The sequence below is a fragment of the Micromonospora sp. WMMD710 genome (assembly GCF_029626045.1).
Taxonomy (GTDB): domain Bacteria; phylum Actinomycetota; class Actinomycetes; order Mycobacteriales; family Micromonosporaceae; genus Micromonospora.
Genome location: NZ_JARUBD010000001.1, coordinates 6149327 through 6175717 on the forward strand (window position 1 = coordinate 6149327; position 26391 = coordinate 6175717).

General features: G+C 71.0%; 22 protein-coding genes. 8 read left to right on the plus strand and 14 right to left on the minus strand.

Annotated features, from left to right (window positions below):
* Positions 1-17: 17 nt before the first annotated feature.
* From O7620_RS28520 to O7620_RS28540, 5 genes are all read right to left on the minus strand, one after another.
* The gene (locus O7620_RS28520) at positions 18-944 is read right to left on the minus strand and encodes a CU044_5270 family protein (RefSeq protein WP_192580338.1); all 927 of its coding nucleotides are present in this window, start codon (positions 942-944) and stop codon (positions 18-20) included.
* Between the two features lie 17 nt (positions 945-961).
* Complete coding sequence (locus O7620_RS28525) at positions 962-1531, minus strand: sigma-70 family RNA polymerase sigma factor (protein WP_151490885.1); 570 nt, start codon at positions 1529-1531, stop codon at positions 962-964.
* Between the two features lie 192 nt (positions 1532-1723).
* A complete protein-coding gene (locus tag O7620_RS28530; protein WP_278126209.1) occupies positions 1724-5002 on the minus strand; it encodes a lamin tail domain-containing protein in 3279 nt (1092 codons plus the stop codon).
* Between the two features lie 93 nt (positions 5003-5095).
* Positions 5096-6112, minus strand: coding sequence for a GNAT family N-acetyltransferase (locus O7620_RS28535; protein WP_278127188.1), 1017 nt, complete (start codon positions 6110-6112; stop codon positions 5096-5098).
* 72 nt (positions 6113-6184) lie between these two features.
* Positions 6185-7567, minus strand: a complete 1383-nt coding sequence (locus tag O7620_RS28540; RefSeq protein ID WP_278127190.1) for a lytic murein transglycosylase — start codon at positions 7565-7567, stop codon at positions 6185-6187.
* Between the two features lie 55 nt (positions 7568-7622).
* Here O7620_RS28540 and O7620_RS28545 point away from each other — a divergent pair, with 55 nt between their 5' ends.
* Both O7620_RS28545 and O7620_RS28550 read left to right on the plus strand, forming a co-directional pair.
* Positions 7623-7841, plus strand: a complete 219-nt coding sequence (locus O7620_RS28545; protein WP_151492205.1) for a zinc ribbon domain-containing protein — start codon at positions 7623-7625, stop codon at positions 7839-7841.
* A gap of 152 nt (positions 7842-7993) precedes the next feature.
* Positions 7994-10834, plus strand: a complete 2841-nt coding sequence (locus tag O7620_RS28550; protein ID WP_278126210.1) for an adenylate/guanylate cyclase domain-containing protein — start codon at positions 7994-7996, stop codon at positions 10832-10834.
* A 172-nt stretch (positions 10835-11006) separates the two neighbouring features.
* On the opposite strand, the gene O7620_RS28555 is transcribed toward O7620_RS28550, so the two are convergent.
* The gene (locus O7620_RS28555) at positions 11007-11543 is read right to left on the minus strand and encodes a phospholipase (protein ID WP_278126211.1); all 537 of its coding nucleotides are present in this window, start codon (positions 11541-11543) and stop codon (positions 11007-11009) included.
* 180 nt (positions 11544-11723) lie between these two features.
* A complete protein-coding gene (locus O7620_RS28560; protein ID WP_278126212.1) occupies positions 11724-13382 on the minus strand; it encodes a family 10 glycosylhydrolase in 1659 nt (552 codons plus the stop codon).
* 205 nt (positions 13383-13587) lie between these two features.
* Here O7620_RS28560 and O7620_RS28565 point away from each other — a divergent pair, with 205 nt between their 5' ends.
* The gene (locus tag O7620_RS28565) at positions 13588-15084 is read left to right on the plus strand and encodes an amino acid permease (RefSeq protein ID WP_278126213.1); all 1497 of its coding nucleotides are present in this window, start codon (positions 13588-13590) and stop codon (positions 15082-15084) included.
* A 44-nt stretch (positions 15085-15128) separates the two neighbouring features.
* On the opposite strand, the gene O7620_RS28570 is transcribed toward O7620_RS28565, so the two are convergent.
* The gene (locus O7620_RS28570; RefSeq protein WP_192580440.1) at positions 15129-15314 is read right to left on the minus strand and encodes a hypothetical protein; all 186 of its coding nucleotides are present in this window, start codon (positions 15312-15314) and stop codon (positions 15129-15131) included.
* A gap of 136 nt (positions 15315-15450) precedes the next feature.
* On the opposite strand from O7620_RS28570, the gene O7620_RS28575 reads away from it, so the two are divergent.
* On the plus strand, positions 15451-16458 hold the full coding sequence (locus O7620_RS28575) for a LacI family DNA-binding transcriptional regulator (RefSeq protein ID WP_278126214.1): 1008 nt from the start codon (positions 15451-15453) through the stop codon (positions 16456-16458).
* On the opposite strand, the gene O7620_RS28580 is transcribed toward O7620_RS28575, so the two are convergent.
* From O7620_RS28580 to O7620_RS28590, 3 genes are all read right to left on the minus strand, one after another.
* Positions 16455-17180: a methyltransferase domain-containing protein gene (locus O7620_RS28580; RefSeq protein WP_151492199.1), complete on the minus strand. Its 726-nt coding sequence runs from the start codon at positions 17178-17180 to the stop codon at positions 16455-16457. The genes O7620_RS28575 and O7620_RS28580 overlap by 4 nt on opposite strands.
* A gap of 277 nt (positions 17181-17457) precedes the next feature.
* Positions 17458-17766, minus strand: a complete 309-nt coding sequence (locus O7620_RS28585) for a hypothetical protein (protein WP_151492198.1) — start codon at positions 17764-17766, stop codon at positions 17458-17460.
* 38 nt (positions 17767-17804) lie between these two features.
* Positions 17805-19442: an ABC-F family ATP-binding cassette domain-containing protein gene (locus O7620_RS28590; protein WP_278126217.1), complete on the minus strand. Its 1638-nt coding sequence runs from the start codon at positions 19440-19442 to the stop codon at positions 17805-17807.
* A 62-nt stretch (positions 19443-19504) separates the two neighbouring features.
* Between O7620_RS28590 and O7620_RS28595 the strand changes: the two genes are divergently transcribed.
* From O7620_RS28595 to O7620_RS28605, 3 genes are all read left to right on the plus strand, one after another.
* Positions 19505-20275, plus strand: a complete 771-nt coding sequence (locus O7620_RS28595; protein WP_151492196.1) for an ROK family protein — start codon at positions 19505-19507, stop codon at positions 20273-20275.
* Positions 20276-20375: 100 nt separating this feature from the next.
* Entirely contained in the window at positions 20376-20744 is a 369-nt protein-coding gene (locus O7620_RS28600) for a tetratricopeptide repeat protein (protein ID WP_278126219.1), read from the plus strand.
* Between the two features lie 120 nt (positions 20745-20864).
* Positions 20865-21119 (plus strand): Smr/MutS family protein, encoded by a 255-nt coding sequence (locus O7620_RS28605; RefSeq protein WP_007465523.1) that lies wholly within the window; start codon positions 20865-20867, stop codon positions 21117-21119.
* 57 nt (positions 21120-21176) lie between these two features.
* Here the strand turns inward: O7620_RS28605 and O7620_RS28610 are convergent, their stop codons facing one another.
* Positions 21177-21437 (minus strand): hypothetical protein, encoded by a 261-nt coding sequence (locus O7620_RS28610; RefSeq protein WP_278126223.1) that lies wholly within the window; start codon positions 21435-21437, stop codon positions 21177-21179.
* A 541-nt stretch (positions 21438-21978) separates the two neighbouring features.
* On the opposite strand from O7620_RS28610, the gene O7620_RS28615 reads away from it, so the two are divergent.
* On the plus strand, positions 21979-22737 hold the full coding sequence (locus O7620_RS28615) for a transposase family protein (protein ID WP_278126225.1): 759 nt from the start codon (positions 21979-21981) through the stop codon (positions 22735-22737).
* A gap of 915 nt (positions 22738-23652) precedes the next feature.
* Here the strand turns inward: O7620_RS28615 and O7620_RS28620 are convergent.
* Both O7620_RS28620 and O7620_RS28625 read right to left on the minus strand, forming a co-directional pair.
* On the minus strand, positions 23653-24816 hold the full coding sequence (locus tag O7620_RS28620; protein ID WP_278127191.1) for an ISAs1 family transposase: 1164 nt from the start codon (positions 24814-24816) through the stop codon (positions 23653-23655).
* A gap of 407 nt (positions 24817-25223) precedes the next feature.
* Positions 25224-25805 (minus strand): NADH-quinone oxidoreductase subunit B, encoded by a 582-nt coding sequence (locus tag O7620_RS28625; RefSeq protein ID WP_151493145.1) that lies wholly within the window; start codon positions 25803-25805, stop codon positions 25224-25226.
* Positions 25806-26391 lie beyond the last annotated feature (586 nt).

The window sequence follows — 26391 nt, forward strand, 5'->3', positions numbered from 1 at the left end:
ACGGGCCAACCGCTCGGTCAGGGCGTTTGTCCCAGCCGATCGACGACGGCCAACCGCATGACGGCGGTGCTCGAATACAGCGACTGCTTGCCGTCGCGGATCAGAACCCGGCGCGTGCCCAGGTAGACGTGGGTCTCCCGGTCGAAGATCAGGTCGTTGTGCCCGCCGATCCTCCCCGGGGTCCGCAACGCCACCCCTCGCCGGCCGGCAGCGTCCCGCACGTCGCCGGGCACCACCGTGGCCCCGGGCACCTGGGCCATCGCCTGGAACAGCGCGCCGAGCGACTGCGGTGGCACGTAGCCCTCAAGCATCCAACTCCCGTCCGTGAAGACCGTCTGCGGGTCGTTCCTGATGGCCTCCAGGTCGGCGCCGGCGGGCAGATCCAGGGGGATCGGGTGGTCCCGGAGGTACCGGACCATCCGCTCCGGGTCGGTTGGCAGGCCCTGGAAGTAGCCGGGCGGCGGAGCCAGGTGGGACACGTCGTCGGTCCGCCACTCGTCCGGGCGGCTCTCCAGCCGCCGCCGCTGCTGCCAGGTCCGATCGTCACCGACCGGCACCCAACGCTGGAGTCGCTCCTCGGTGTACGCGCCGGACATCGGCAGCTCCCGGTGGCTGACCCGCAGCTCGACGAAGAGGAACTGGCCCGGGCGCGCCGTCAGGTCGGGCTGCTGCCGCGCCGTGTCCGCGGCCTCGGTCAGGATCTCGGCCGCGCTCGCCGTCGGTGGAGCGTCGCCCGTCGTCTGGACCGCCAACCCGGCGACGGTCAGCAGGGCGACCAGCCCGCCGACCCCGGCCAGCCGCCAGCCCGGCGTACGCCACCGTGAGCCTCGCCGGGTCGCCCCGACGGCGGTCGGGGCCGCCTCGACGCCCCGGGTGGCGACGTGTTCCTTCAGCTCGGTGAGAAGTCGTTCCTCGAAGTTGCCCAGTTGCGGGGTACGGCTCATGGTGATCTTCCCTCCGATCAGACGAGCGCGGATTCGGACTGCGCGAGCGCGAGGCGTACCGCCCGGCGGGCCCGGTGCACCCGGACCCGGGCGGCCACCGGGGAGATCCCGAGCGCGTCGGCCGCGTCCGCCACGGACAGCCCGTCGACGGCGACAAGTTCCAGCAGGGCGCGCGTGCGCTCCGGTAGGCCGCCGAGCGCCCGGTAGGTGCGGCGGGCCAGCGACTCCGCATCGATGCGCTCCTCGATCCGGGCGATGTCGTCGGCGTCCAGCAGGCGCCGTCCCGCGACCCGTCCGGTCGCCCGCAGGAGTCGGGTCGCCCGGCGATGCTCCGCCGCGATGACGTTGCGGGCCACGCCGAAGAGCCAGGCCAACTCGCTGCCCCGGTCCGCCCGGTAACCGTTGGCGGAGTCGATCACCGCGAGGAACACCTCGGCGGTGAGGTCCGCGGCCGTGTGCGGGTCGTCGACGCGGCGGGCGACGAACCGGCTGATCGTCTCGACGTGCCGCCGGTAGAACTGCTCGAACGCCGCTGGGTCCCTACCAATGGCGGCGAGATCATCGCCGTCGGGGCTCGGGTTGCTCACAGGCCGTCCTCTCGTTGGCCGTCCTTACACCCCTTCATTGGTCCGGCGGGACCGTGACGTTACATCGATGTCCTCGGCGAGATCGTGCCCCAACATGGATGTAGTGGCCTCCCGACCGGCGGAGGCCACTACATCCTGGATCGAGCGCGATCATGCGCTCACGAGAGGGATCACGCGCTCACGCGCGGGATCTCAGTCGTCGTTCGTGATCGTGCCGGTGGCCAGGGGGTCGGCCAGCCTCAGGCCGGGCACGCCGGCCACCAGCAGGGTCAGCTTCTCGTTCGCCTCCCGCTTCCGGTCACCGCGCACGGTCACCGGGAAGGCGACCGACGTCTGCCCGGCGGGCAGCACCTTGCAACCGGCGTACGGCTCGAAGTCCGAACCCGCCTGCGCGGTGATACCAACGGTGGTGGCGCACAGCAGCACCGGCTGGGACAGCGGCCGGGACACGGTTGCGGTGAACGTGAGCTGCCGGTTGCCCTGGTCGCCCTCGACCACCGTCGCGTCGGCGACGGTCAACGACGCCCGCGACCGGAAGCGAGCCACCTGCGGATCGTGGTCGCTGGACCCGCGCGACCCGTCACCGGTGAACTCCGCAGGCCAGTCCGCGTTGATGTGGGCCGCCCGCACCTGCACCAGGTCGCCGTAGAGCGCGTCGTTGACGAACAGGTGGTCGAGCGTCTGCGCCTGCCCCTCGAAGCTGTACGAGTAGGCCGACGCCGGCACGTCCGCCACCAGGTTGTCCCACAGGTTGTGCAGGCCCGCCTCGTAGAGCGGGGCGAGCTGATCCGACGGAGTGGGTGCGCTGCCCGTCGCGATCGGATCGTCCGGGCGGGGGAACACGTTCAGGTCGCCGCCGTACACCACCCGGGCGTTCTGGTCGGCCGCCTCGATCGTGGTGACGATCGCCGCGCCGTACGCCGCCTGCTCCCGCCGCTGCCCGATCCGGCTGTCCGGGCCGGAGGAGTAGTGGTTGCTCAGCGCGTACAGGGTGAACCGCTCGGCCGAGCCGGGTGCCGCGGCCACGCTGAACTTGCCCAGCTGCGGAGCGCGGGTGAAGACGTTGTTGCCGTCCCGGCCCGTCGAGGTGTCCACATCCGATGGCAGCACCGCGTTGAGGGCCTTCGGGTTCTGCACATCGGCGTTGCCCGGCAGCCCCGCAGCGCGGTACTGCACGGTCGGCGTCGAGCCCAGCAGCGGGTCGTCCGCCGTCGCGGCCGCCAACGACAACCGGTCGGTGCGGTACAGGAACGCGGCGGTGATCCCGCGGGCGTCCGCGCCGGTCCGGTCATAGGCCGCGGCGTACGCCGGCCCGCCGGCCGCCGCCACCGCGAGAGCCAACTCCTGGACGCTGTCCGGAGCGCCGTCGGCGTTGTTGGTGTCGCCGCAGGCCAGCGCCGCACCGGAGACCGTGCAGATGTCCTGGTCCTCCGCCTCCTGCACCAGGATCAGATCCGGAGCGTGCAGGTCCTTGGCGATCTGGTCGGCGAGCGACGTGAGGTGCTCGCGGTAGTCCGCCTCGCTGGACGGCACGTAGTCGAACGGCGGGTCGACACCCGGGCAGCCGGCGTTGCCGGTGAAGTCGCAGCCGTCGAATGGATCGTCGCGGTAGTCGTACAGGTTCTCCACGTTGTACGTCGCGACCGCGACCTCCTGCGAGCGGTCGGCCGGCTTCGGCGGGTTGTTCTTCGACGGGTCGGCCCCGGCGTCGAACTCGGCCCGCTCGACCTGCACGCCGTACTTTTCGAACGAGTAGTAGACGCCGCCCACCGCGTCGGCGCGCAGCGTGTCGAAGGTGTGCGCCGGCGGGAGAAGCGCGGTGCTGTCCCCGGCGGTGGCCTTCACGCCCATGCTGCCGAGCAGCACGCGCTGCCCGTTGCCGTCGTCGAAGCGCCGGGTCGGGTCGTTGTCCAGCGGGTGCGAGTCCCGGAAGACCCGCCGGGCGTACGGGTCGGCGCGGTCCAGCAGCGGGTCGTCCCGGTCGACGACCCACAGCTCCGCGTCGGCGGTGGACGAGAACACGTCCCGGCCGCTCACCGCGCCGCTACCCGAGCGAACCCGCAGGCGGGCGCCCTCGTGCCGCTCCCACCAGCGCTGCGCGTCGGTCAGCTCGACCGGCGGCACCGCGTCGATCACCGCGACGGTCGTGTCCACGGCCAGGCCGGTGGCGATCCGACGGACCAGCGAGGCACCGGAGAGCTGGGTGAGGTTGTAGTACTCCGACACCCGGGCCCGCAGCACGACCTCGTCGCCGACCGTCGGCACGTAGCCGCCGATCAACGAGGTGAACGCGCCCATGAAGACGAAGATGCCGTCGGAGCTGGTCGGGTCTTCGTCGGTGTCGCCGCTGCGGCTCTGCAGGAAGAACCCGTTCTGCTCCGCCCCGGCCGCCGTACGGGCCAGCGTCAGCTGGGTGATCACGCCACGAACGTCGTACAGCGTGCTGCTCGTGCCGTTGCCGCTCGCCGGTGCGAGCGGCGACCGGTCGGCGGCGCCGGACTCGGCGTCGGTGGTCGGGCCCTGCACCTCGCCGACGGTCAGCTCCCGGGTCACCTGCACGGCCAGCGCGCAGCTCGCGGTGCCGCCGTCGGCATCGGTCGCGGTCACCGTCACGGTGTACGCGCCGGCGGCGAGGTCGGCGCTCGCGCCGACCGTGGCGCGGGCGGTGCCGCCCACCCCGTCGGCGGGAGTGACCGCGGTACGGGTGATCGAGCCGGCGGCCGGGGTCGGGCTGACCGCGGTCACCGCCAGGTCGGCGATAGTGTCGTCCGGATCGGTGGCGGTGACCTCTCGGGACGCGGCCGTACCCGCCGCGGTGACCAGCGGGCCGCCACAGGTGAGCGTGGCCGGTACGTCGACCGGGCCGCCACCGTCCACGGTGTGCGCGCCCAGCCCGTCGAAGGTGTCGACGGGGAAGCCCGCCCACTGCGGGGCGGGGTCGAACGCGTCCGACGGGTCGGTGTCACCGGTGGTCACGCTCGGCAGCCGGCGCAGGGTGTTGTCCGCGGTGCTGGTCGCGCCGGCACCCCACTCGGTGCCCGGGTCGACACCCACCTGGCCGATCGAGTCGAGCACGGTGGTGCCCCGGCGCAGCACGATCGCGTCGTCACCGTTGAACAGGCTCGCGCCGGTGGTCTGGTCGGCCTGGGCGAGGACGGCGGCACCGGCCGACGCGCTGGCGAACACGAACACGTCGCCGGCGGCCACGCTCCCGGTCAACGCGATCGTGGTGGCCGTGGTGGAACCGTTGAAGTAGAGCTGCAACTGGTAGCCGCCGCCGGTCAGGTCGACGGCGGCACCGGTGCCGTTGAACAGCTCGATCGCCTTGTTGTTCGACGAACCCTCGACGTACTCCGAGATGAACAGATCGGTGGGCGCGGCGCTGGCCGCGGTGGGTGCGACGCCGAGCGCCGTGAGGGTCACGGCGACGGTGGCGGTCGCGAGCGCGGCTGTTGAGCGGCGCGGGCGCATAGGGCCTCCACGATGGGTGGACGGGGGTCAACGCACGTTAAGGTGCCCGACTGTCCATCGTCCATCCCCCATCGGACAGTTTCGTGAATTCCCTCAGCGCGGCGGATCGAGGCGGTGCACCAACTCGGCGACGTCGACGCTGTATTCGCACCAGTCCCGGTCGGGCCGGTAACCCAGCTCGGCGTTGACCTTCAACATCGCCTCGTTGGCCTGCGCGTTCCAGGTCTGCACCTCGACCAGCTCCGGCTCGGACGACCGCAGCTCCAACAGCATCCGGGCCTTGATCGCCCGGTCGATGCCGTAGCCTCGGTGGTCCTGCGCGACGATCGTGTCGTACTGGTCGGCGCGGGTCGGGTGCTGCGCCGGCACCACCACCTCGGTCAGGCCGGCGACCTCACCGCTCTGCTCGTGCCGGGCCAGCACGATGTACGGCTTCATGCCCCGCCGGTGCAGGGTGTCCAGGCTGTCCCGCAGCCGCTGCGGGTCGTACGAGCTGGGACGCAACTCGCCGTCGTCGACGTCGCGCACCTCGGCCTTGGCCCGCGCGTACGCCTCGATCAGGTCGTCCGGTGGCCCGCCGGGGAAGAACTCCAGGTGGTAACCCGCCCCGACGCCGGTGGACATCTGGGCCAGCTCGGCCCAGTCGACCCCGGACAGGTCAAGGACGCTGCGCGTCTCCACGTACTCCCGGGTGAAGCCGAGTGACTCGTAGAAGCCCACCGCCGGCGTGTCGCCGACGACCTCGACCCCGATCGACCGGAAGCCCTCCTGGTAGACCCGGCGGGCGGCACGCAGCACCAGGTCACGGCCGAGCCCGGAACGTCGCACCGAGGGGTGCACCAGCACCTCGAGCACGCCGATGTCGCCGAGGAGCAGCACATGGACCTGGCCGAGGATCGCGCCCGGGTCACCGGCGGCGCTCGGGTCGGCCTGGGCGACCCAGGAGATCCGCCGCTCGCCGGGCATCACCTCGGCGAGGTACTCCCGCAGGGAGTTCTCCCGCCACGAAGGGTCCTGCGGCAGATCGGCCGCAAGAACCGCGTTCAGCGTGTCCAGCAGCGACGCGATCTCGGCGGACGACGCGGTCCTGGGGTCCCACTCGCGCACCATCACCCGTCTAGCTTGCCGCTAACAGCTGCCCGGGGGAAGTGTCCAGTTCTCTAATGTATGCAGACGATCACTTCACGTGCGGCTGGCCCGTCCGTACCGATTTGCGGTGTCGTAGACGTCCTGGGCGTACCGGCGCACGTCGTTGTACGACAGGATCGCGTTCCACCAGTCGCCCGGGATGCTCAGGTTGCGGCCGCCCTTGCACAGGTAGTTCCCGGCCGCCAGGGCGGCGTCGTCCAGGTCGTGCGGGTCCTTGACGCCGTCGTTGTCCGCGTCCGCGCCGATCTCCTGCCACGTGGTCGGGATGAACTGCATCGGCCCGATGGCGCGGTCGAGGGTGGCGTCCCCGTCGAGCAGCCCACGGTCGGTGTCGATGATCCGCATCCGGCTGTCCTTGCCGTCCAGCGGCAGCCCGATGATCTTCGGCAGGGCCTTGCCGTCCTGCCCCAGGCGGGCGCCGTTGGCCGAGCCGTGCCCGGATTCGACCTGGCCGATCGCGGCGAGGGTCGTCCAGCTCAACGCGCAGCTGCGGTTGGTCCGGGCGAGTACCAGCTCGGCGTAGCCGTACGCCTGCATGGCGGCCGGCGGTACACCGACCTTGGCGCCGACCTGTTGTGCCCAGCCGGCCAGGGCGTCCGACGGTCGGCCACCGATCGCCGGCGGAAGGGCCGGCCCGGTCGGGAACCCGCCGGTCGGAACCCCGCCCGTCGGCAGCCCACCGGTCGGCACCCCGCCACTGGGCAGGGCGGCGGTGGGCAGGCCGGCCGGCGGAACGGCCGGTGGCGGCGTCGCGGACGAATCGGCGGCGACCGATCGGGACGCGCGGATGGTCGCCGGCACGAGCAGCGCGCCCGCCGCGGCGGTCGCGGCCACCAGGGCCAGCAGGAACACGCCGGGCAGGGTGAGTCGACCACTGGGCCGGCGGGCCCAGGCCCGGGTGGCCCGGGCGGCGGTCGTCGCCGCCTGGCGGGGCGGCGGCAGTCGTACGGCGTGGGCGTGCGCGAACGGCACCCGGCGCCGCCGCCCCGCGTCGGCGGCCAGCGGGACCGGCTTGCCGTCCACAGTGGCCACCGCGAGGTCGGCCACCGTGGCGTCGGCCGCGGCCTTCGGGGTCTCGGCCTTCGTGACGTCGACCGTGGCGGTCTCGCTCTGCGGCGCGTCCTCGCTCTGCGGCGCGGCCTCGCTCTGCGGCGCGTCCTCGCTCTGCGGCGCGTCCTTGCTCTGCGGCGCGGTCTCGCTCTGCGGCGCGGCCGCCTTCGCGTCACCGCTGCTCGCGTCGGCTGTCGGGGCGTCGGCTGTCGCGTCGGGGGTGCTGTCGCTCAGCCAGGGGCGGCGGGGGCGGGGCACTGCCCGCGGCGCCGGATCCGGCGCGGCCCCCGAATCGTCCAGCGGACCGTCCGATGGTGCGGACGGTCGGAGCGGTCGCACACGCATCTTGTCCTCGCCGTCCACCACCCGTCGAGTATTACCCATGCCCCGCCGAGCGTCAGGTCCACGTACCCTGGATGCCATGCCCCGGTACGAGTTCCGTTGCCGCGCCTGCGGTGACACCTTCGAGGTCAACCGTCCGATGGCGGCGGCCGGCGAGCCGGCGACCTGCCCGCAGGGACACGCTGACACGGTCAAGCTTCTTTCCGCGGTCGCGGTCACCGGTCGGGGCGCGGGCGGCCCGTTCGGTGGTGCGGCCCCGGCCGGGGGCGGCTGCTGCGGCGGCGCCTGCGGTTGCTGATCCATTTGATTCGCTGCCGCCTGGCGGGCTGCCCTTGCCGGGAGCGGGTCCGAGTGGCACTTTGAGGCGGCACCTGCCCGGCCGTTCTCACGATGCGTGACCGCTCGGACTCAGGCAGCATGAACCCGACGTCACGGGCGGAGGTTCCACGCATGTCGCCACGGATCCAGCTCCCGAGCGGTTGGGTGACCTTCGTGTTCACCGACATCGAGGGCTCGACCCGGCTGGCCCAACTGCTCGGCTCGGACTACCGCCCGGTGCTCGCCGAGCACCGTCGCCTGCTGCGCCGGACGCTCGCCGGCACCGGTGGCGCCGAACTGTTGACCGAGGGCGACTCGTTCTTCCTGGCCTTCGACGACGCGACGGCGGCGATGACCGCCTGCCTGATCGCCCAGCGGGCGTTGGCGAGCCACGACTGGCCCACCCCGGAGGCGGCGCCCCGGGTGCGGATGGGCCTGCACACCGGCTACGCCGAGCCGCGCGACGGGGAGTACGCCAGCCCCGAGGTGCACCGGGCGGCCCGGGTGGCCGCCGCGGCGCACGGCGGGCAGGTGCTCTGTTCGGCGTCCACGGCGCGGCGGGCCGACCCGCTGCCCCCCGGTGCCACGCTGCTCGACCTGGGCCTGCACCGGCTGCGCGGCTTCGACGACCGGGAACGGCTGTTCCAACTCCTCGCGCCCGGCCTGGAGCGGCAGTTCCCCCGACCGCGCACGGCCGACGCGGTGGCGCACAACCTGCCCACGCAGGTGACCTCGTTCGTCGGACGGCAGACCGAGCGCGTCGAGCTCGGCCTGCTGGTGGAGCAGCACCGCCTCGTCACGGTGCTGGGGGCCGGTGGCGCGGGCAAGACCCGACTCGCGGTGGAGCTGGCCTGCGGCGTGGTCGAGGCGTACCCGGACGGGGTGTGGTTCGTCGACATCGCCTCGGTGACCGACCCGGGGTTGGTGGCGTTCGCCATCGCCGCCGTGCTCGGGCTGAGACCCGAGCCGGGCCGTCCGATGCTGGACACGCTTGTCGAGTACGCGGCCAGCCGTCGGATGTTGGTCGTGCTCGATACCTGCGACACGCAGCCGGCGGCGTGCGCGGAGGTCATCGCGCGGCTGCTCTCCGGTGGCGGGGGCGTGCGGGTGCTGGCGACGAGCCGAGAGTCGTTCAGCCTGCCCGGTGAGGTGGTGTGGCGGATTCCGCCGCTCTCGGTGGACCCGCGGACCGACGGCGCGGAGAGCGACGCGGTGGCGCTTCTGCTGGACCGTACGACGGCGGCGCGTGGCGGCCGGCGACCGGAGGTGGCCGAGTCGGCCGACCTGCGCCGGGTGGTGCAGCGGCTCGACGGGTTGCCGCTCGCCATCGAGCTGGCGGCGGCCCGGCTGCGGGTGCTCTCCGTCGGTCAGCTCGCCGAGCGGCTGGACGACGTGCTCGGCACGTTGGACGCCGGTCGGGAGGATCCGGATCCGCCGCCGGCGGAGCGGGGTTGGTCCGGCAACCAGCAGGACACGGTGGACCTCGTGGCGGCGGCGGCCGGGGCGTCGCCGCCGACGCCGGCGAGCAGGGCGGTGCAGCGTTCGGCCACCGAGCGGCACCTGACCATGCAGGCCACCGTCACCTGGTCGTACCGGACGTTGGGGCCGCGAGCCGCCCGACTGCTGCGGTGGTTGGCGGTCTTCGCCGGCCCGGTGGATCTGGCGACGGTGGAGTGGCTGCTGGGTGACGACCCGCTGGATCCACTGTCGGTGCTGGTGGACAAGTCGATGGTGCTGGCCGAGCCGCGCGCCGCCGGCAGCACGTACCGGATGCTCGATCCGATCCGGGCGTACGCGGCACGGCGGCTGGCCGAGGCCGGCGAGGAGCAGGCTGCCCGGGACCGGCACGTGGCCTGGTCTGCGCACGCGCTGGAGCGGGCGCATCTGGGCACCGACGGGCGGCCGGTGACGCTGTCGCTGTACGCCCTCGACCCGCTCGCCGGTGAGCTGCGGGCCGCGTTGCGCTGGTGTGCCACTGGTGGCAGTGCCCGCGCCGGCCTGGGTCTGGCCGGAGGGCTGGACCAGTGGTGGCGGGAGCGCGGGCTGGCCCGGGAGGGGCGGCTGTGGCTGTTCCGGCTGTACGGGCGGATCGCCGAGACCGGTGAGCGGATTCCGGAGGCGGAGCTGGCGGCGGCGTACCACATGCACTCGCTGCACGCCGGCGCGGACGGCGAGTTCGCCGAGGAGCTGCGCTTCTCCCAGCGGGCGGAGGCCGCCGCCCGGCAGGCCGGCGACGCCGGGCTGCTGGCACGGGTGCTCGCCGGTCGCGCGGCGCCGCTGGTCGACATGGGCCAGTTCGCCGAGGCCGAGCGGGTGTGCCGGGAGGTCATCGACTGGGCGCACGGGCAGGACGTGGTCGGCGAGGCGTTGTTCGCGGTGTTCAGCCTGGCCGAGCTGCTGTGGCGGCGGGGCGCGTTGGAGGAGGCCGCGGACCTGTTGGGGGCGGTGCGTCCGGTGGAGGCGGCCCGGCCGGTGGAGCGGGGTCGACGGTCGGTGGACATGCTGCTCGGGATGGTCGCGCTGGCCCGGGGTGACGTGATCGCGGCGCACGAGCATCTGCTGGTGGCGTTGCGTTCCCGGATGGGCCACGGTTATCACGGCCGGGCGTGCGACACGTTGAACGCGATCGCGGTGCGTTGCGCGGCCGGCGGGGAACGGCTGACCGCCGCTCGATTGTTCGGAGCGGCGCAGGCCACCCGGGCCAGCATGCGGTCGACGCCCGGCATCTACGGCGGCTACTGGGCCGATCAGCAGGCGGAGCTGCGTGCGGCGCTGGGCGACGCGGCCTTCGACGACGCGTACGGCGAGGGTGCGGAGTTGGGGCTGGACGAGGCCGCCGCGCTGGCCCTGGACGTGGAACACCCGGATCTGGCGGCGGATTCGACCCGCTTCAGCACGGGCCTGTCCCAACCGACCCCCCGCCAGCCCGCCGACCCCGACCGCCACCCAGCAACAAGAACCGAACGTGCCTAGCTCGGGTCGATCATGGAGTTGTGGTGGGAGACATTCCGCTCTTCCGCGGCCAAAGCCCCCACCACAAGTCCATGATCGACGTGGGTCAGGGTGGGTCAGGGTGGGTCAGGGTGGGTCAGGGTGGGGTGGGTCGGGGTGGGGGTGGGGGTGGGGGTGGGGGTGGGGGTGGGGGTTAGCGGGTTGCGGCCTTGGCTTCGGCTTCGGCCTTCATTCGGGCGGCGCGGTCGATGTCGGCCTGCTGGACGGCCGCTACCGAGCCGAAGACCTTGACTGCCTGGTAGTAGGTCCAGGCCAGGCTGTAGCAGGCCGGGCGGACAACCGAGTTGTAGGTCGCGCAGACCCGCTTCAGGTCCTCGTAGAACGCGCTGTCGAGGCGGGACTTGTTGGCGGAGAACTGGCCGGCCGCCTTGTAGTTGCGGTAGCCGAAGTCGTGCCGGTAGCAGCCCAGGTTGAAGGTGAAGCCGAGCGGGTTGTCCGGGCTGGACGAGCAGTAGTCGGTGGACCAGTCGAAGTTGTACTCGGCCCAGGGTGCCCGGTTGACCCGGGCGCTGTTCCAGGAGTTGTAGCTGGACACGCTGGTCTGCGTCCAACTGGACAGCACGGACAGCTTCTGTGCGGGGGTGACGGCGGCGGCGGGGGAGGCGATGGCGAGGGTGGCGAGCAGCGCGAGCGCGCCCGAGGCGAGCAGGGTGGCGAGACGTCGGGGCACGGGTTACCTCCGCGGGGGTGAGCGGGTGGGACGGAAGTTACCGGGGGGTTACCGGATGTCGATGAGTGTCAATCAGCTGATCAACTAGGCGGTATGCGCCTCGCCAACTATTGGTGACATACGTCGAAACAGACGAATGCCCCGGGCGCGCGAGACGCCCGGGGCATTCGGAAAAGCGGGTCAGCGCAGGGCAAATGCCGGCGGACTGGCCGGGCTCTCGTTGGCCAGTCGGTCCAGCGCGGTCACCTGGTAGGTGTAGCGCCGGCCGGGCTCGGCCGACGTGTCCACCCAGGACTGCGACCCGCCCGGTACGGCCCGGACGGTGTCGATCAGGTGCGCGGCGTCCGCGGTGGCGCACCGACCGGGCAGCGAGGTGCCGTCGAAGCGGTAGATCGCGTACGAGGTGGCGGTGCCCAGCGAGCCGACGCCGTCGGCCGGCTGACGCCAGGTGAGGCGTACCCCGTCGGCCTGTCGGCTGGTCCCGGTGACCACCGGGAAGAGCAGCGGCTTGGCCGGCAGGTGCGGCATGGCCGGCGCCAGTGCCGGGCGCGAGTAGTGCTCGGCGGCGTAGATGTCGGTGGCGCCGAGCCGGTTGGCCCGCACCTGCACGGCGGAGAAGTGCACGTTGCCCTGCACCTCCGGGTACGACCGGTTGAGCGTCAGGTGGTCGGACAGCTCACGCGGGTTCTGCCAGAACGGCCCGTACGCCGGATCGCCGCTCTTGTAGTCGGCCTGGCCGATGTAGAGCTGCACGCGGGTGCCGCGCACCGTCTCGGCCCACCACGGCACCAGGCGCGCGTAGTCGGCGGCCGGGTACTGGCCGATGTACCAGTACAGCTGTGGCACCACGTAGTCGATCCACTCCTGCTTGACCCACTTGCGGGTGTCGGCGGAGATGATGTCGTACGACTGGCTGCCGGTGGTGTCCGAGCCAAGCGGGTCGGCGGTCTGGTTGCGCCAGATGCCGAACGGGCTGACGCCGAACTTCACCCACGGCTTCGCCGCCTTGATCTTGCCGTTCATCTCCTGGATCAGCAGGTTGATGTTGTCCCGCCGCCAGTCCGCCCGGTCGGTGAAGCCCCGGTTGTGGGCGGCGAACGTGGCGTCGTCGGGCACCTGGTAGGTGCCGCTGGGGTAGGGGTAGAAGTAGTCGTCGAAGTGGACGCCGTCGATGTCGTACCGCTTGACCGCGTCCATCATCGCGGTCTGCACGAACTCGCGGACCTCGGGGATGCCGGGGTTGTAGTAGAGCCGGCTGCCGGCGACGCCGGCTGGCGGGTAGGCGAAGGTCCAGTCGGGGTGTTGCCGGGCCGGGTGGCCGGGGGCGAGTTGGGTGAGGTCGGCGCCGGCGCCGCCGGGGGCCGGCATGGAGACGCGGTACGGGTTGAACCAGGCGTGGAATTCCAGGTTGCGCTTATGCGACTCGTCGACCAGGAAGGCCAGCGGATCCCAGCCCGGGTCCTGGCCGCGGACGCCGGTCAGGTACTCCGACCAGGGCTCGTACGGCGAGGGCCAGAGCGCGTCGGCGGTCGGGCGGACCTGCACCACGACGGCGTTGTGGTGCAGCCGTTCGGCGAGGTCGAGCAGCTCGCGATACTCGGCCTGCTGGGCGGCGATCCGGTCCGGGCTGGTCTGGGACGCCTTGCTGGGCCAGTCGATGTTGACGACCGACGAGATCCACATGGCCCGGAACTGCCGTTTGGGGGTGGCCGGGCCGGTGGTGCAGGTGGCGGTGGTGGTGCTGGTGGTGCCGGCTGCGGCGCTCGCGGGGGTGGTGGTGACGAGCGTGCCGAGCAGGGCTACGGCCAGCCCGGCGGCTCCGAGTCGTGTGGCCTTCATGCGGTGTGTCCCTTCGTTGGGGCTACCGGATGTTCCGCGCGGCACCTTCCGGCAAGATTCGCCGTCGATGTCCGCGTTGCTGGAAGGAAATTTTCACAGTCTGGCCATCGACGCAAGGGTTCGTGGTTGACCATTCCCGCCGCTGGGTAGCAACGCCGGCTACCGGCCGCCACGGTGGTGGTCGCACGGTGGGAGGGCTGAGCGCATGTCCGTGCTGCGAACAAAACCGATCAAGGACGTGATAGCTCAAGGTGAGGCGGACGGCTCCGACGGCCAACTCGGCCTGAAGAGGCGCCTCGGTGCGATCGACCTCACCGGCTTCGGTATCGGGATCGTGATCGGTACCGGCATCTTCACGCTCACCGGGATCGAGGCCCGCGACAGCGCCGGACCGGGCGTCGTGATCTCCTTCGCCATCGCCGGCGTGGTCGCCCTGCTCGCCGCCCTCTGCTACGCCGAGCTGGCCTCCAGTGTGCCGACCGCAGGCAGCGCCTACACCTACGCGTACGCCACCATGGGTGAGATCGTCGCGTGGATCATCGGCTGGGACCTGCTGCTGGAATTCGCACTCGGCGCCGCCGTGGTTGCCCGCGGCTGGTCCGGCTACCTGGCCGAACTGCTCGACCTGCCGACCCGGTGGTTCGGCGAGGAGGGCAGCACGGTCAACATCGGCGCCATCGCCATCGTGCTGATCCTCGGCATCGTCGCGATCGTCGGCATCCGGGAATCCGCCCGGATCACCAACCTGCTGGTGCTGGTCAAGGTGGCCATCTGCGTGTTCGTGGTGGTCGCCGGGCTGTTCTTCGTCAAGGCCGCCAACCTCACCCCGTTCATCCCGCCGGCCGAGCCCGCCGGTAGCGGCGACGACGGCATCAAGCAGCCGGTCACCCAGGCACTGTTCGGGCTGGAACCGTCGGTCTTCGGCTTCGTCGGGGTGCTCAGCGCCGCCGCCGTGGTGTTCTTCGCGTACACCGGCTTCGAGGCCGTCGCCAACCTGGGCGAGGAGACGCGCAAGCCCAAGCGGGACCTCACCCTGGGCCTGCTCGGCACGCTGCTGATCTCCACCGTGCTCTACATCGGTGTCTCGCTGGTGGTCGTCGGCATGGTGCCGTACACCGAGATCGACCGGGGCGCCCCGATCGCGTCGGCGTTCGAGGCGGTCGGCGCCGGCTGGGCGGCCGTACTGGTCTCCATCGCCGCCGTCGCCGGTCTGACCAGCGTCATCCTCGTCGACCTGGTGGCCATGGGCCGGATCGGCTTCGCCATCGCCCGCGACGGGCTGATCCCGCCGTCGATCGCGGCCGTGCACCCGCGCTGGGGCACCCCGTACCGGATCTCGGCGATCATGGCGGTGGCTGTCGCGCTGCTGGCCGGCTTCCTGCCGCTCTCGGCCCTGGCCGACCTGGTCAGCATCGGCGCGCTCTGCGCGTTCGTGCTCGTGTCGATCGCGGTGCCGATCCTGCGCCGCAGGCGCCCGGACCTGGAGCGGCCGTTCCGGGTGCCGTTCTCCCCGGTGCTGCCGATCTTCTCCGCGCTGGCCTGCCTCTATCTGATGCTGAACCTGTCGGTGGAGACCTGGCTGCGGTTCCTGGCCTGGATGCTGCTCGGCGCGATCATCTACTTCGGCTACGGCTACCGCCGCAACCGGCTGGCCCGCCACGAACCGGCCGTCGCCCCGGCTCCGCGCGAGCCCACCGCCTGAGTCGACGCGTGCGGAGGGGCCGAGCGCCCCTCCGCACGATCGGCTCAGGGACGCGACTGCGACGTACCGGTCGGGCCCTTGACGACCGGCTTGCCGTCGACCCACGTCACCTCGTCGAGCCACACCTGGCGGCTCGGGCTCTCGCAGACCGCGTAACCCTCGGCGTACTCCGCCCTGTCGTACGCGTTGGCGGCGAAGAAGAGCAGTAGCCGGTCCGCAAGGGGTGCCACCTTTCCTCAGTGCCGGCGCCGGTTGACCGCTGTCACGGTCCGCCCGGTGTCCCTCGTTTCTACAACGTTGTAGGCAACGTTGTAAAGGGCTGATGACAAGGTATGGTGCGCTGGGTTACATCGGGGAGGTTGCGGAGTGCGGCACAGGCTCAAGGACGTCGCCGAACGGGCGGGCGTCTCGGTGAAGACGGTCTCCAACGTGGTGAACGGGTACGTGCACGTCCGGCCGGACACCCGCGCCCGTGTCGAGGAGGCCATCGCCGAACTCAACTACCGGCCTAACCTCTCCGCCCGGCACCTGCGTAAGGGCCGCACCGGTGTGATCGCCCTGGCCGTACCGGAACTGGACATCCCGTACTTCGCCGAGCTGGCCCGCTACGTGGTGACCGCTGCCGCCGACTTCGGCTGGACGGTGCTGATCGACCAGACCGGCGGCGGACGCGAGCAGGAACGGGTGGTCGCCTCCGGCATCACCGACCACCTGATCGACGGGTTGATCTTCAGCCCGCTGGCCCTCACCGCGGAAGACCTGGCCGGCCTCGACGGCACGCCGATGGTGCTGCTCGGCGAACGGGTCGACCACGGCCCGGCCGACCGCGTGGTGATCGACAACGTGGGCGCGGCCCGGGAGATCACCGCCCACCTCGTCGGCCTCGGTCGACGTCGGATCGCGGCCATCGGCTCGCAGCGCACCGACGAGGGCGCCAGCGCCCGACTGCGCCTGGCCGGCTACGCCGACGCGCTGCGCGCCGCCGGCCTGGACTACGACGAAGCCCTCGTGGCGCCCGCGCCGGCCTGGCACCGCGCCGACGGCGCGGCCGCGATGCGCGGCCTGCTCACTTCCGGGGTACGCCCCGACGCCGTCTTCTGCTTCAACGACACGCTCGCCCTCGGCGCCCTGCGGGCCCTGCACGAGGCCGGCCTGCGGGTGCCCGAGGACGTGGCGGTGGTCGGCTTCGACGACATCGAGGACGGCCGGTTCTCGATCCCGACCCTGAGCACCGTCGCCCCGGACAAGGCACAGATCGCCCGCCTGGCCGTGGAACTCCTGGCCAACCGCCTGGACGGCGACCGCACCGCCCCGGCCCGGGAGCTGTCCGCCCCCTGCCGCCTGGAGCTCCGCGAATCCACGCAGACCCCCTAGTCGAAGAAGCGGGCCAGGTGGGACTTGGACGCCGGTTCGGCGTCCGGGGGAAGGGGAGTCAGGTCGGCGAAGATCGAGGCGCCGTCGCAGCCCGCGTGCAGGGGATACCAGCGCGGTGTGCCCGGTGGCCGGAGCTGACAGATCCCCTTGAACGTCTGCACGTCCATCAGCCGGACGTGGGTCGGGTCCGCCACCGCGTTCACATGCCCCCACCAGGGGCTCATGACGTGCAGTACGCCGCCCGGGCGGAGCACCCGGTGGCACTCGTCGACCAGCGGCAGGAAATCGATCAGGTGCTCCAGGATGTGCACCGCGAAGAGGACGTCCACCGAGTTGTCGGCCAGCGGCAGCGAGCCAGACAGGTCCGCCACGGCGTCCACCCCCGGCGCCGGATAGATGTCCAACCCCAGGTTGCTCGGCCACTGCTTGGTCGGCCCGCAACCGAGGTCCACCACCACCGGCTCCCGGCCACCGACACCCACGCGGCACCAGACGCCGTACACCCCGGCCAGTCGCCCCACCAGCTCACGGACCAGCCGCAGGTCGGCGGGCTCGGGCACCTCGCCGCTCAGATGGGCCACACCCCGGTCGAACCGCACCTCCACGGCCAGACCACGCAGCCGTTCGTCGTGCCGGACCTGGTCCGCCCACGCCTGCGCGAGGAAATCGTCGATCGCCCGCAGCCGGTCGGCCGAGGGCGGAGTCTGTGCCAAAGCGACCATTCGGGCCACCTCCCGCCGCGCGATACCCGCATACGCGCCCGTTATGCCCCGCTCGTCCGCCTCGATGCCGACTCGGGTGCGGCCCGCCGTTGAGGGTGTCGCAGGATGCGAGGCAGGAACCGGAATCAGCGTGATGCCACACAGGCATCAAGATGACTCTCCGGCATCACGTTCAACGGAGACATCGGCTCCGCTCGGGCATGAGGCGAGTCGGGAACGACCAACTCCTCCCATGCCACCGCAGTCAACCCGGCGCGGTCGGCCCGGCGCGGTCGGGTCAGCCGGAAAGGGTGCGGCGGCCACCGCGCATCCGCTGCCGGGGCGGCGGGGCGGCTGGCTTCGGCCGCTTGAGGTGATAGCGGTGCAGCTCGTTGTTGCCGGGCAGGGACGGGTCCTCGCTCATCGCGACCAACTCCCAGCCCTGGTCGCCGGCCCGGTTCAGGTGGGCCAGTGCGGTGTCGCCGTACGGCGTCACGTCGACCATCGAGCCGTCCGGGCCATACCAGACGAAGACGACCTCCCAGCCCAGGTCGTTGGTCGCGGCCTGACGGCGGCGGACCAGCAGGGCGTACTCCCACTTGAGCATGGCGTCATTCTCACCCTCCGGCGGCCCGCCGGCACGGATCAATCCTCGGCGATCCGCCCGGCGTCGACCCGCAGCCGTCGGTTCGTCTCGATCGCGGCCAGCATCCGCCGGTCGTGAGTCACCAGCAGCAGCGTGCCCGGGTAGCTGGCCAGCGCCGACTCGAGCTGCTCGATGGCGGGCAGGTCCAGGTGGTTGGTGGGCTCGTCGAGCACCAGCAGGTTGACCCCGCGCCCCTGGAGCAGGGCCAGCGCCGCGCGGGTCCGCTCGCCCGGGGAGAGGGTGGCCGCCGGCCGCGGCACGTGCGCCGCACGCAGGCCGAACTTGGCCAGCAGGGTCCGTGCGTCGGCCGGCGACAGGTGGGGTACGGCCGCCTGGAACGCGTCGATCAGCGGCGCGTCGCCGAGGAACAGGCCGCGGGCCTGGTCCACCTCGCCGACCACCACGCCGGGCCCGAGCGAGGCGGTGCCCTCGTCCAGCGGCAGCCGCCCCAGCAGCGCGGCCAGCAGCGTGGACTTGCCCGAGCCGTTCGCCCCGGTCACCGCGACCCGGTCCGCCCAGTCGATCTGGAGGTCGACCGGGCCGAGGGTGAAGCCGCCCCGGCGTACCACCGCGGAGCGGAGCGTGGCCACGACGGCGCCGGCGCGGGGCGCGGCGGCGATCTCCATCCGCAGCTCCCACTCCTTGCGGGGCTCCTCCACCACGTCCAGCCGTTCGATCAGCCGCTCGGTCTGCTTGGCCTTGGCGGCCTGCTTCTCGCTCGCCTCGCTGCGGAACTTGCGGCCGATCTTGTCGTTGTCGGTGGCCTTGCGCCGGGCGTTCTTCACGCCCTTGTCCATCCAGCCACGTTGGGTGCGCGCCCGCGCCTCCAGGCCGGCCTTCGTGTCGGCGTACTCCTCGAAGTCCGCGCGGGCGTGCCGGCGGGCCACCTCGCGCTCCTCCAGGTAGGCCGCGTAGCCGCCGCCGTAGTGGTTGACCTGCTGCTGCGGCAGGTCCAGCTCCAGCACCCGGGTCACCGTGCGGGTGAGGAACTCCCGGTCGTGGCTGACCAGCACCGTGCCGGCCCGCAACCCGGTGACGAACTCCTCCAGCCGCTCCAGCCCGGCCAGGTCCAGGTCGTTGGTCGGCTCGTCGAGCAGGAACACGTCGTACCGGCTGAGCAGCAGCGACGCGAGCCCCGCCCGCGCCGCCTGGCCACCGGAGAGCCCGGTCGTCGGGTGGTCCAGGTCGACCGCGAGACCGAGGTCGGCGCTCACCTGCTCGGCGCGTTCGTCCAGGTCCGCGCCGCCGAGGGCGAGCCAGCGCTCCAGCGCGTCCGCGTACGCGTCGTCCGCGCCGGCCTTCCCCTCGGTCAGCGCCTCGGTCGCCGCGTCCAGCGCCGCCTGCGCGGCGGTCACCCCGGTCCGGCGGGCCAGGAAGTCGCGGACCGTCTCGCCCGGTCGCCGTTCCGGCTCCTGCGGCAGGTGCCCGACGCTCGCCGTGGGTGGGCTGAGCCGCACGCTGCCGGCCTCGACCGGCAGCAACCCGGCGAGGGTACGCAGCAGCGTCGACTTGCCGGCTCCGTTCGGCCCGACCAGCCCGACCACGTCGCCGGGGGCCACCACCAGGTCCAATCCGGCGAACAGCGGGCGGTCGCCGTGCCCGGCGGCCAGGTCCTTGACGATCATCGTGGCGCTCATCAGGACGGCAGCCTATCCGGCTGCCCGCATACGAGCCGACGGCAGCGGGCAGACTCAACGGCGTGGTGACCACACTGGCGATCGACTGCGGTGGCGGCGGCATCAAGGCGTCGGTGCTCGACGAGGCTGGCACGATGCGGGCCCGGCCGCTACGGGTGCCCACCCCGTACCCCCTGCCGCCCGCGCTGTTCGTCCGGACCCTGCGGGATCTGGGCGGCCGCCTGCCGACGGCGGACCGGCTGACGGTCGGCGTACCCGGGATGATCCGGCACGGCGTGGTAGTGGCCACCCCGCACTACGTGACCCGCAGCGGCCCCCGCAGCCGGGTCGACCCGGAGCTGCTCGCCGAGTGGTCCGGATGGGACGCGCGGGGAGCGTTGGCCGACGCGTTCGGGGTGCCGGCGCTGGTGCTCAACGACGCCGAGGTGCACGGGGCGGGTGTCGTCGCCGGCACCGGCTGCGAGCTGGTGCTGACCCTGGGGACCGGGCTGGGCAGCGCGCTCTTCGACGGCGGGGTGCTCGCACCGCACCTGGAGCTGTCGCACGCGCCGGTGCGCTGGGGCACCACCTACGACACGTACGTGGGTGAGCCGGAGCGCCGCCGGCTCGGCGACGCCTTCTGGTCCCGACGCATCCGGCAGGTGGTGGACGGTCTCCGCCCGGTGTTCCGCTGGGACCGGCTCTACCTGGGCGGGGGCAACTCGCGGCTGATCCGGCCGGAGCAACTGGCCCGGATGGGCGACGACGTGGTGGTGGTGCCCAACACGGCCGGAATCGTCGGCGGTGTCCGTGCCTGGGAGCTGGCCGCCGGCCGCCGGGACGCCCGAACCTGACCCGATCGCGACCCGATCCCGACCCCGGGAACAGTCGCCAAACGCCCATTGTTGTGCCAGCGTCGGAACAGGTGACGGTGCGACCCGAGGAGGTGGGCAGATGGATCTTCTGGCGGACTACCGGCGGGCGACCATGTTCTTCGAGACCGGTGACCCGAGCGGAGCGGCCCGACTGCTGGAGCCGATCGTGGACGCCGAACCCGGCAACGCGGCGGTCCGGCAGCTGCTGGCCCGAGCGTACTTCCAGTCGGCCCAGCTCAACCGGGCCGAGGAGCATCTGCGGGAGCTGGTCGACCGCGACCCGAGCGACCACTACGCGCACCACGTGCTCGGTCGGACGCTGGAGCGGCTGAACCGGCACTCCGACGCGCTGAGGCACCTGCGGATCGCCGCCGCCATGTACGCGGCCAACGACGACTACCGGGCGGCGCTGGAGCGGGTTGAAGCCCGAGTGGGCGGCACGCGCTGACGCGCATCCGGTGACGAGCAGGGGCGGTCCTTCGGGGCCGCCCCTTCGTCGTTCGGCAGGCGGGCCGCCGGGCGTGCCTAGGATGGCGGACATGGGACCTGACCGGCCGGGGGCTGCGGCATGAAGCTCAAGCTGGACCTGCACGAGATCTTCAACAAGGGGCAGGACATCGACCGCGCGCTGCGCGGGATCATGGATGAGGCGGTGGCGAAGAAGGCCACCCTCGTCGAGATCATCCCCGGCAAGGGGTCGGGGCAGCTCAAGAAGCGGGTGCTGCGGTTCCTCGACCAGAAGGACGTCAAGCAGCTCTACCACCGCGTGGAGAAGGACTCGAAGAACTTCGGCCGCCTCTTCGTCCACTTCCGCTGGAAGTAGAAGCGGCATGGCCTCTGACCTGCATAGCAGTCCGCTGTCAGGCCCGACAAACCATGATCATGCCGTGTCCAGGCCGTCAAGGGCTTGCGGAGCAACATCGCCGCCCTGGTCCTCACCGAGTGCCTTGTCGATGGCCCGGCGGGTGCGATCCTCGCTGGCCGGCAGTAAATGGGTGTAGGTCCGGAGGGTGTAGGTCCGGAGGGTGAAGCCCGGGTCCGCGTGGCCCAGGTAGGCCGACAGGGCCTTGATGCTCTCCCCGGCGTCCAGGAGGACCGATGCATAGGTGTGCCGACGCGTGCATCCCGTTGTGTCGGTCATCGGAAACGCCAGTCGCCCGGATCGCCGGCTTCCAGACGCCGGAGTTGAACATCGAGCGGGACAGCGCCAGGCCGGCAGGCGTCGTTAGGTACAGCTCGACGGTTCGTGGTTTGCCGGTCAGCGTTTCCCACGGCAGGGTGACCGCCAGGGGTAGGCAGTCCTTGGCGTGTTGTCTCAGCCTGCGGGCTACCGAGTCCGGTAACGGAACCTCGCGGGACTTGCCGCCCTTTGGCGGCGCGACGATCAGCGAGCCGCGAACGAGTTTGATCTGCCGAGTGATGTGCAGGACCGGACGGGTCGGGTCGAGATCCCCGGGATTGAGGTGATCTCAGCAAGGAGTTGAGCGTGGTTCGGGATGACACGGGCATAGCGTCCATAGCGGACAGCGCGGGATAAGGACGTGGAGCCATCGGTAGACAGGTTCTTGCGACGGAATTGGTCTCCGAGAGGGCTCCACGTGATCACCTATTCTGCCGGGCTGGACGTCCCCAGGGAACTCGTGCGACACGTGGCGCGTCTGCTTCGCGCTGAGCGTCGGGCGGTGGGCACTCGCCGCCGTGCCAGGGTGTTGACGTGCTTCTACCAGGCGCTTCTGGTATTGGTGTGGTTCCGCAAGGGTGAGGACAAGACCACCCCCGGGGCCGGGTTCGGGGTGTCCAGGGCCACCGCGTACCGGTACGTCGCCGAGGCCGTGCAGGTCCTGGCGGCGCAGACTCCCACCCTGCACGACGCCCTCGCCCGGGTCGCCGCCGACGGCTGGTCGCACGTGATCCTCGACGGGAAGCTGTTCGACACCGTCCGGCTCGCCGAGACGACCACGAGCGTGAAAGGCGAGATGATAGACGCCTGGTACTCCGGGAAACATCGCGACTTCGGCGCGAACATCCAGGCGGTCATGCGCCCGGATGGGCTACCGATCTGGACCTCGGACGCCATGCCGGGGCACCTGCACGATCTCACCTGCGCCCAGCAGTTGGACGTCACCGGCGCCCTCTACTGGGCCGCATCAGCCCTGGAACTGCCGACCCTGGCCGGCTCTGGCTACGAAGGCGCTGGCCAGGGCATCCACATTCCGTACAAGCAACCCGCTGACGGCCGTCGCCTCGCGGTCGACAACCGCACCTACAACGCCGCCCTTCGATCAATGCGGTGCCTCGGAGAACGCGGCTTCGCGATCCTGATCGGCCGCTGGCGCACGCTACGCCACAGCACCGCGAGCCCACGGAGCCTCGGCGACATCGTCCGCGCCGCTGTCCACCTCACCCCCTACGAATACCGATACCTACCGGATTCTTGTTGAGATCACGTCACTGCGCCATGACGAAGCTCCGGGTGGCGACCAGATCCGTGAGAAGACCGCGTCCTAACGGAGCTTCGTCCCCATTCGACACGCCGACGTGGTGACCACTATCCACCGCAAGATGATCTTGAAACGCCCGTGGACCTTCCGGACACCTTCTCCACTACAGGCAGCAACCGGACCGTTGCGCGGAATGGCTCAGTCACCTCTGGCTACCCAACGCCGAGCCCGGCAACCGGCCAACCAACATATCCCTTGTAGCTCCGCTTTCCCAGCCCTATGGCTGCGGGCCGGACGAGCGGCCCAGCGACGACCACGGGCGAGCGGAAGGACGCATGGAAGACGACGCCTGAGCACTGGAAGAACCAAGGCTTCGAAGTCTGGCCGCCATCCGTACTGCCCGGTTCGGTGTTTGCACATCTGGCCACGCCACCGTTGTGGGAGATTGAGATAGTCTGACAGGCGGCGGAAGTGAAGGGCCGGAGACCTGCCCCAAGGCTCGGCCGATTCTCCATCCGAGATATTCGGTAAAGTTGCCGTGTGTCGATCGAATATCAACAGAGTTGTGCCAATCTTCCTGGGCTCGGTAAACGATTCGGGTGGGAGTATCATCACTTGCAAGCGGGACGAGACCGACCAGCGGAACGTTGGCGTCTCCAAAGAGCGTATTTCTGGTACCCTTGAAGGTAACGAAGTTTTCCCGCATGTTGTTTTCGTATCGTGCCTCCCGATAATTTCGGTATAACATAAATTCGCGCAACCATTGCTGGTTGGCCGGTTCACTTGCCGTTATCTCTGCGTCGGAGGTCGGGGTTGGTGCGCTCATCATCGCATCCTTAAAGGGCAGCCCTGAAGGGTCTTTACCAAGTAACGGGGAGAGCGTACTGCTGGTTCATGCAACCAGGACCCCCAGGGTCATTGCGTTGTCGGGTAGCTGCTGGTCACGGCGGTGATTAGGTCGTGTGAGCAGCGGTTGGCTTGGCGGGTGGCTCGGGCGATGTTGGTCGCGCCGGTGGTGCGGTGCCAGCCGATCGCGGTGTTACGCAGGGTTGCGATGACGGCGGGTCCGGTGCCTGTCCGGGCTTGGTGGAGGTCTTCACGGAACGTCACGTCGCGTACGTGATGGAGGCAGTTCTCGATGTGCCAGTGGCGGCGGATCCAGGTTTGCAGGTCGCGGGGTAGGGCTTGGCCGGCGGGTAGCGACACGGTCAGGTAGGCGGTCTCGCGGCTGGTTTTGCCGGCGACGGTGCGGGTTCGGGTGATCCGCACGGCCTGCTGGGCGTGCGGGAAGGCGATGCCGCCGGGCGTGGCGACGGTGACGGCTTTGACGGTGTGGGTCTCGCGGCGGCCGTGACCGCGGTCGCGGGTGCGGTCACCGACCGGGATCTGCGCCCAGGGCAGTCGTTTGAGCTGCTTGAACAGGGTCGGCTGGTTGGCCTTCACCTGCACGAGCAGGTGCGCTCGGCGGGCGGTGACCTCGTTGGCGTGACCGGTCTGGGTGTGCAGGGCATCGGCGGTGAACAGCACCCCGGCCAGGGAGCCGAGCACCTGTTCGACGGCGTCGAGCAGCGGCGCGAACGCCGGGATCTCATTACTCTTGGCGTCCACGGTGACCTGGGCGAGGACAACGCCGGTCCCGGTGTTCAGCGCGGAAAGCAGGTGCACCTGGCGGCCGTCGCCGATGCGGGCGCCGCGCAGCGTCTTGCCGTCGATGGCGATCACCGTGCGACACCGCCCCGGCGTGATCACCCCGACGGGAGTCCGGGTACGCAGCCAGCGGGCCAGGACGGTGCCGAGCAGCGCGTCGTCCAGGCGTGTCAGCAGCCGCCAGACAGTGCTGCCGACCGGCACCCCTGCGGGGAACCCGAGCCGACGCTGGGCCTGTTCGTCCAGGTCGTGCAGCCAGTCCGTGATCGCGGCGAACGACGACGCCCCGGCCATGACGGCGCAGACCGCCACCGCCAGCAGCCCGGTCAGCGGATACCGCACGCCTCGTGGGTCGCGTGGATCAGGAACAGCGGCGAGCGCGTGTAGTAGACCGCCGTGTTCACCGTCGGTGACTGGTGCCGCCTCGGCGATGGAGGTGGATGCGGCTACGGCACGTGCGGGGATGAGAGATGATGCCATCAGCGGGTGGGGTCTTCCTCGGAGTCGTGAAGCGGCGCAACTCCATGATCACCGATGCGGCCTCACCCGCTCCTTGCGCCTCCACAGAGGCCGAACTCGTCTCGAAATCCCTGGTCAGCGGCCCGTCAGCCGACTACGCAATCGCCCTGGGGGGTGGGGATGGGATCAGTGAGGTCAGGGTCCAAGTAAGGGATGTCTCGTAACTGGGTGAAGGCGTTGCCCCGGGCCGGGCCGGTGGTCAGCCGGTATGGCCATCGATGCGCCGAACTCCTCGGTGAGCACGTCGATGATGTGGGCGGACCGCTGGTCCACTGAGCTGCTCATGAAGCGCAGGCTAGCCCGGCCCGGCCACCCCGGTGTCAACCGGCGGCGGGTGGGCGTACCGGCGGGGCGGTGAGCGAGTCGACGGAGCGCGCGGCGGCGGCTTCGCGGGGCGGGGCGTCCAGCGGCGCGGCGAGCAGATCCCGCTGCGGCACGCCGCCGATGCCGGACTGCTCGGCGGCGATCTTCTCCTGCAGGCGCAGGATGCCGTGCAGCAGCGCCTCCGGTCGGGGCGGGCAGCCGGGCACGTACACGTCGACCGGGATGAGCTGGTCGACGCCCTTGGTCACCGAGTACGAATCCCAGTAGGGGCCGCCGCAGTTGGAGCAGGCGCCGAACGAGATGACGTACTTCGGCTCGGGCATCTGGTCGTACAGCCGCTTGATGGCCGGGGCCATCTTGTCGGTGACCGTGCCGGAGACGACCATGAGGTCGGCCTGCCGGGGGCCGTGGGCGAACGGGATCACGCCGAGCCGGATGAAGTCGTGCCGACCCATGCTGGTCGCGATGAACTCGATCGCGCAGCAGGCCAGGCCAAAGTTGAACACCCAGAGTGAGTAGCGGCGCCCCCAGTTCAGCACGAACCGGATCGGCTCACCGAGCACTGCCGGTAGCTGCACGCCTGCCCCCTTCTGTCCTCCACCCGACAGTCAACCACAGGGTCCGGCCGCTTCACCGGGAGCGGCGAGCGCCCGTGCTGCTCGACTCGGCGCACCGTCCATCCCGGCCCGGCCGGCACGGCTGGCAGGGCCGGGATGGACACTGAGGTTCCCCCGATAACGCGGAGGCGTTCGGCGTCGCTGCTGGTGGTGCCCGGCCGGCGCCGGTCTCGGCCTTCTTCACCCACGTGCGCAACGTCTCGGGATGAACCCCGAGTTGGCCCGCGATCCGGCGGATCGGGCTGACCGGAGACGCCGGTCCCGGCGGGCCTCGACCGTCAGCCGGGTCGCACGCTCACACAGCTCGGGGCCCTGCCCCTGGCCCCGATCCTGCTCCTTGCCCATACCCATACTGCTGCTGTTGAGCCGCAGAATATCCACCTCCCGTCCCGCTCCGGGAGATGGAAGGATAATAAGGAGTGGCAGAACGAAGGCTCGCGGCCTGCTGACCACCCCAGTTCATCGCCGGTGCAGCGCTAGGCGGTGCAGAACCATACTGGCTGGAGGACGGATACCCCGACGCCCCGTAGGCAGCCGAGGTCGAAGG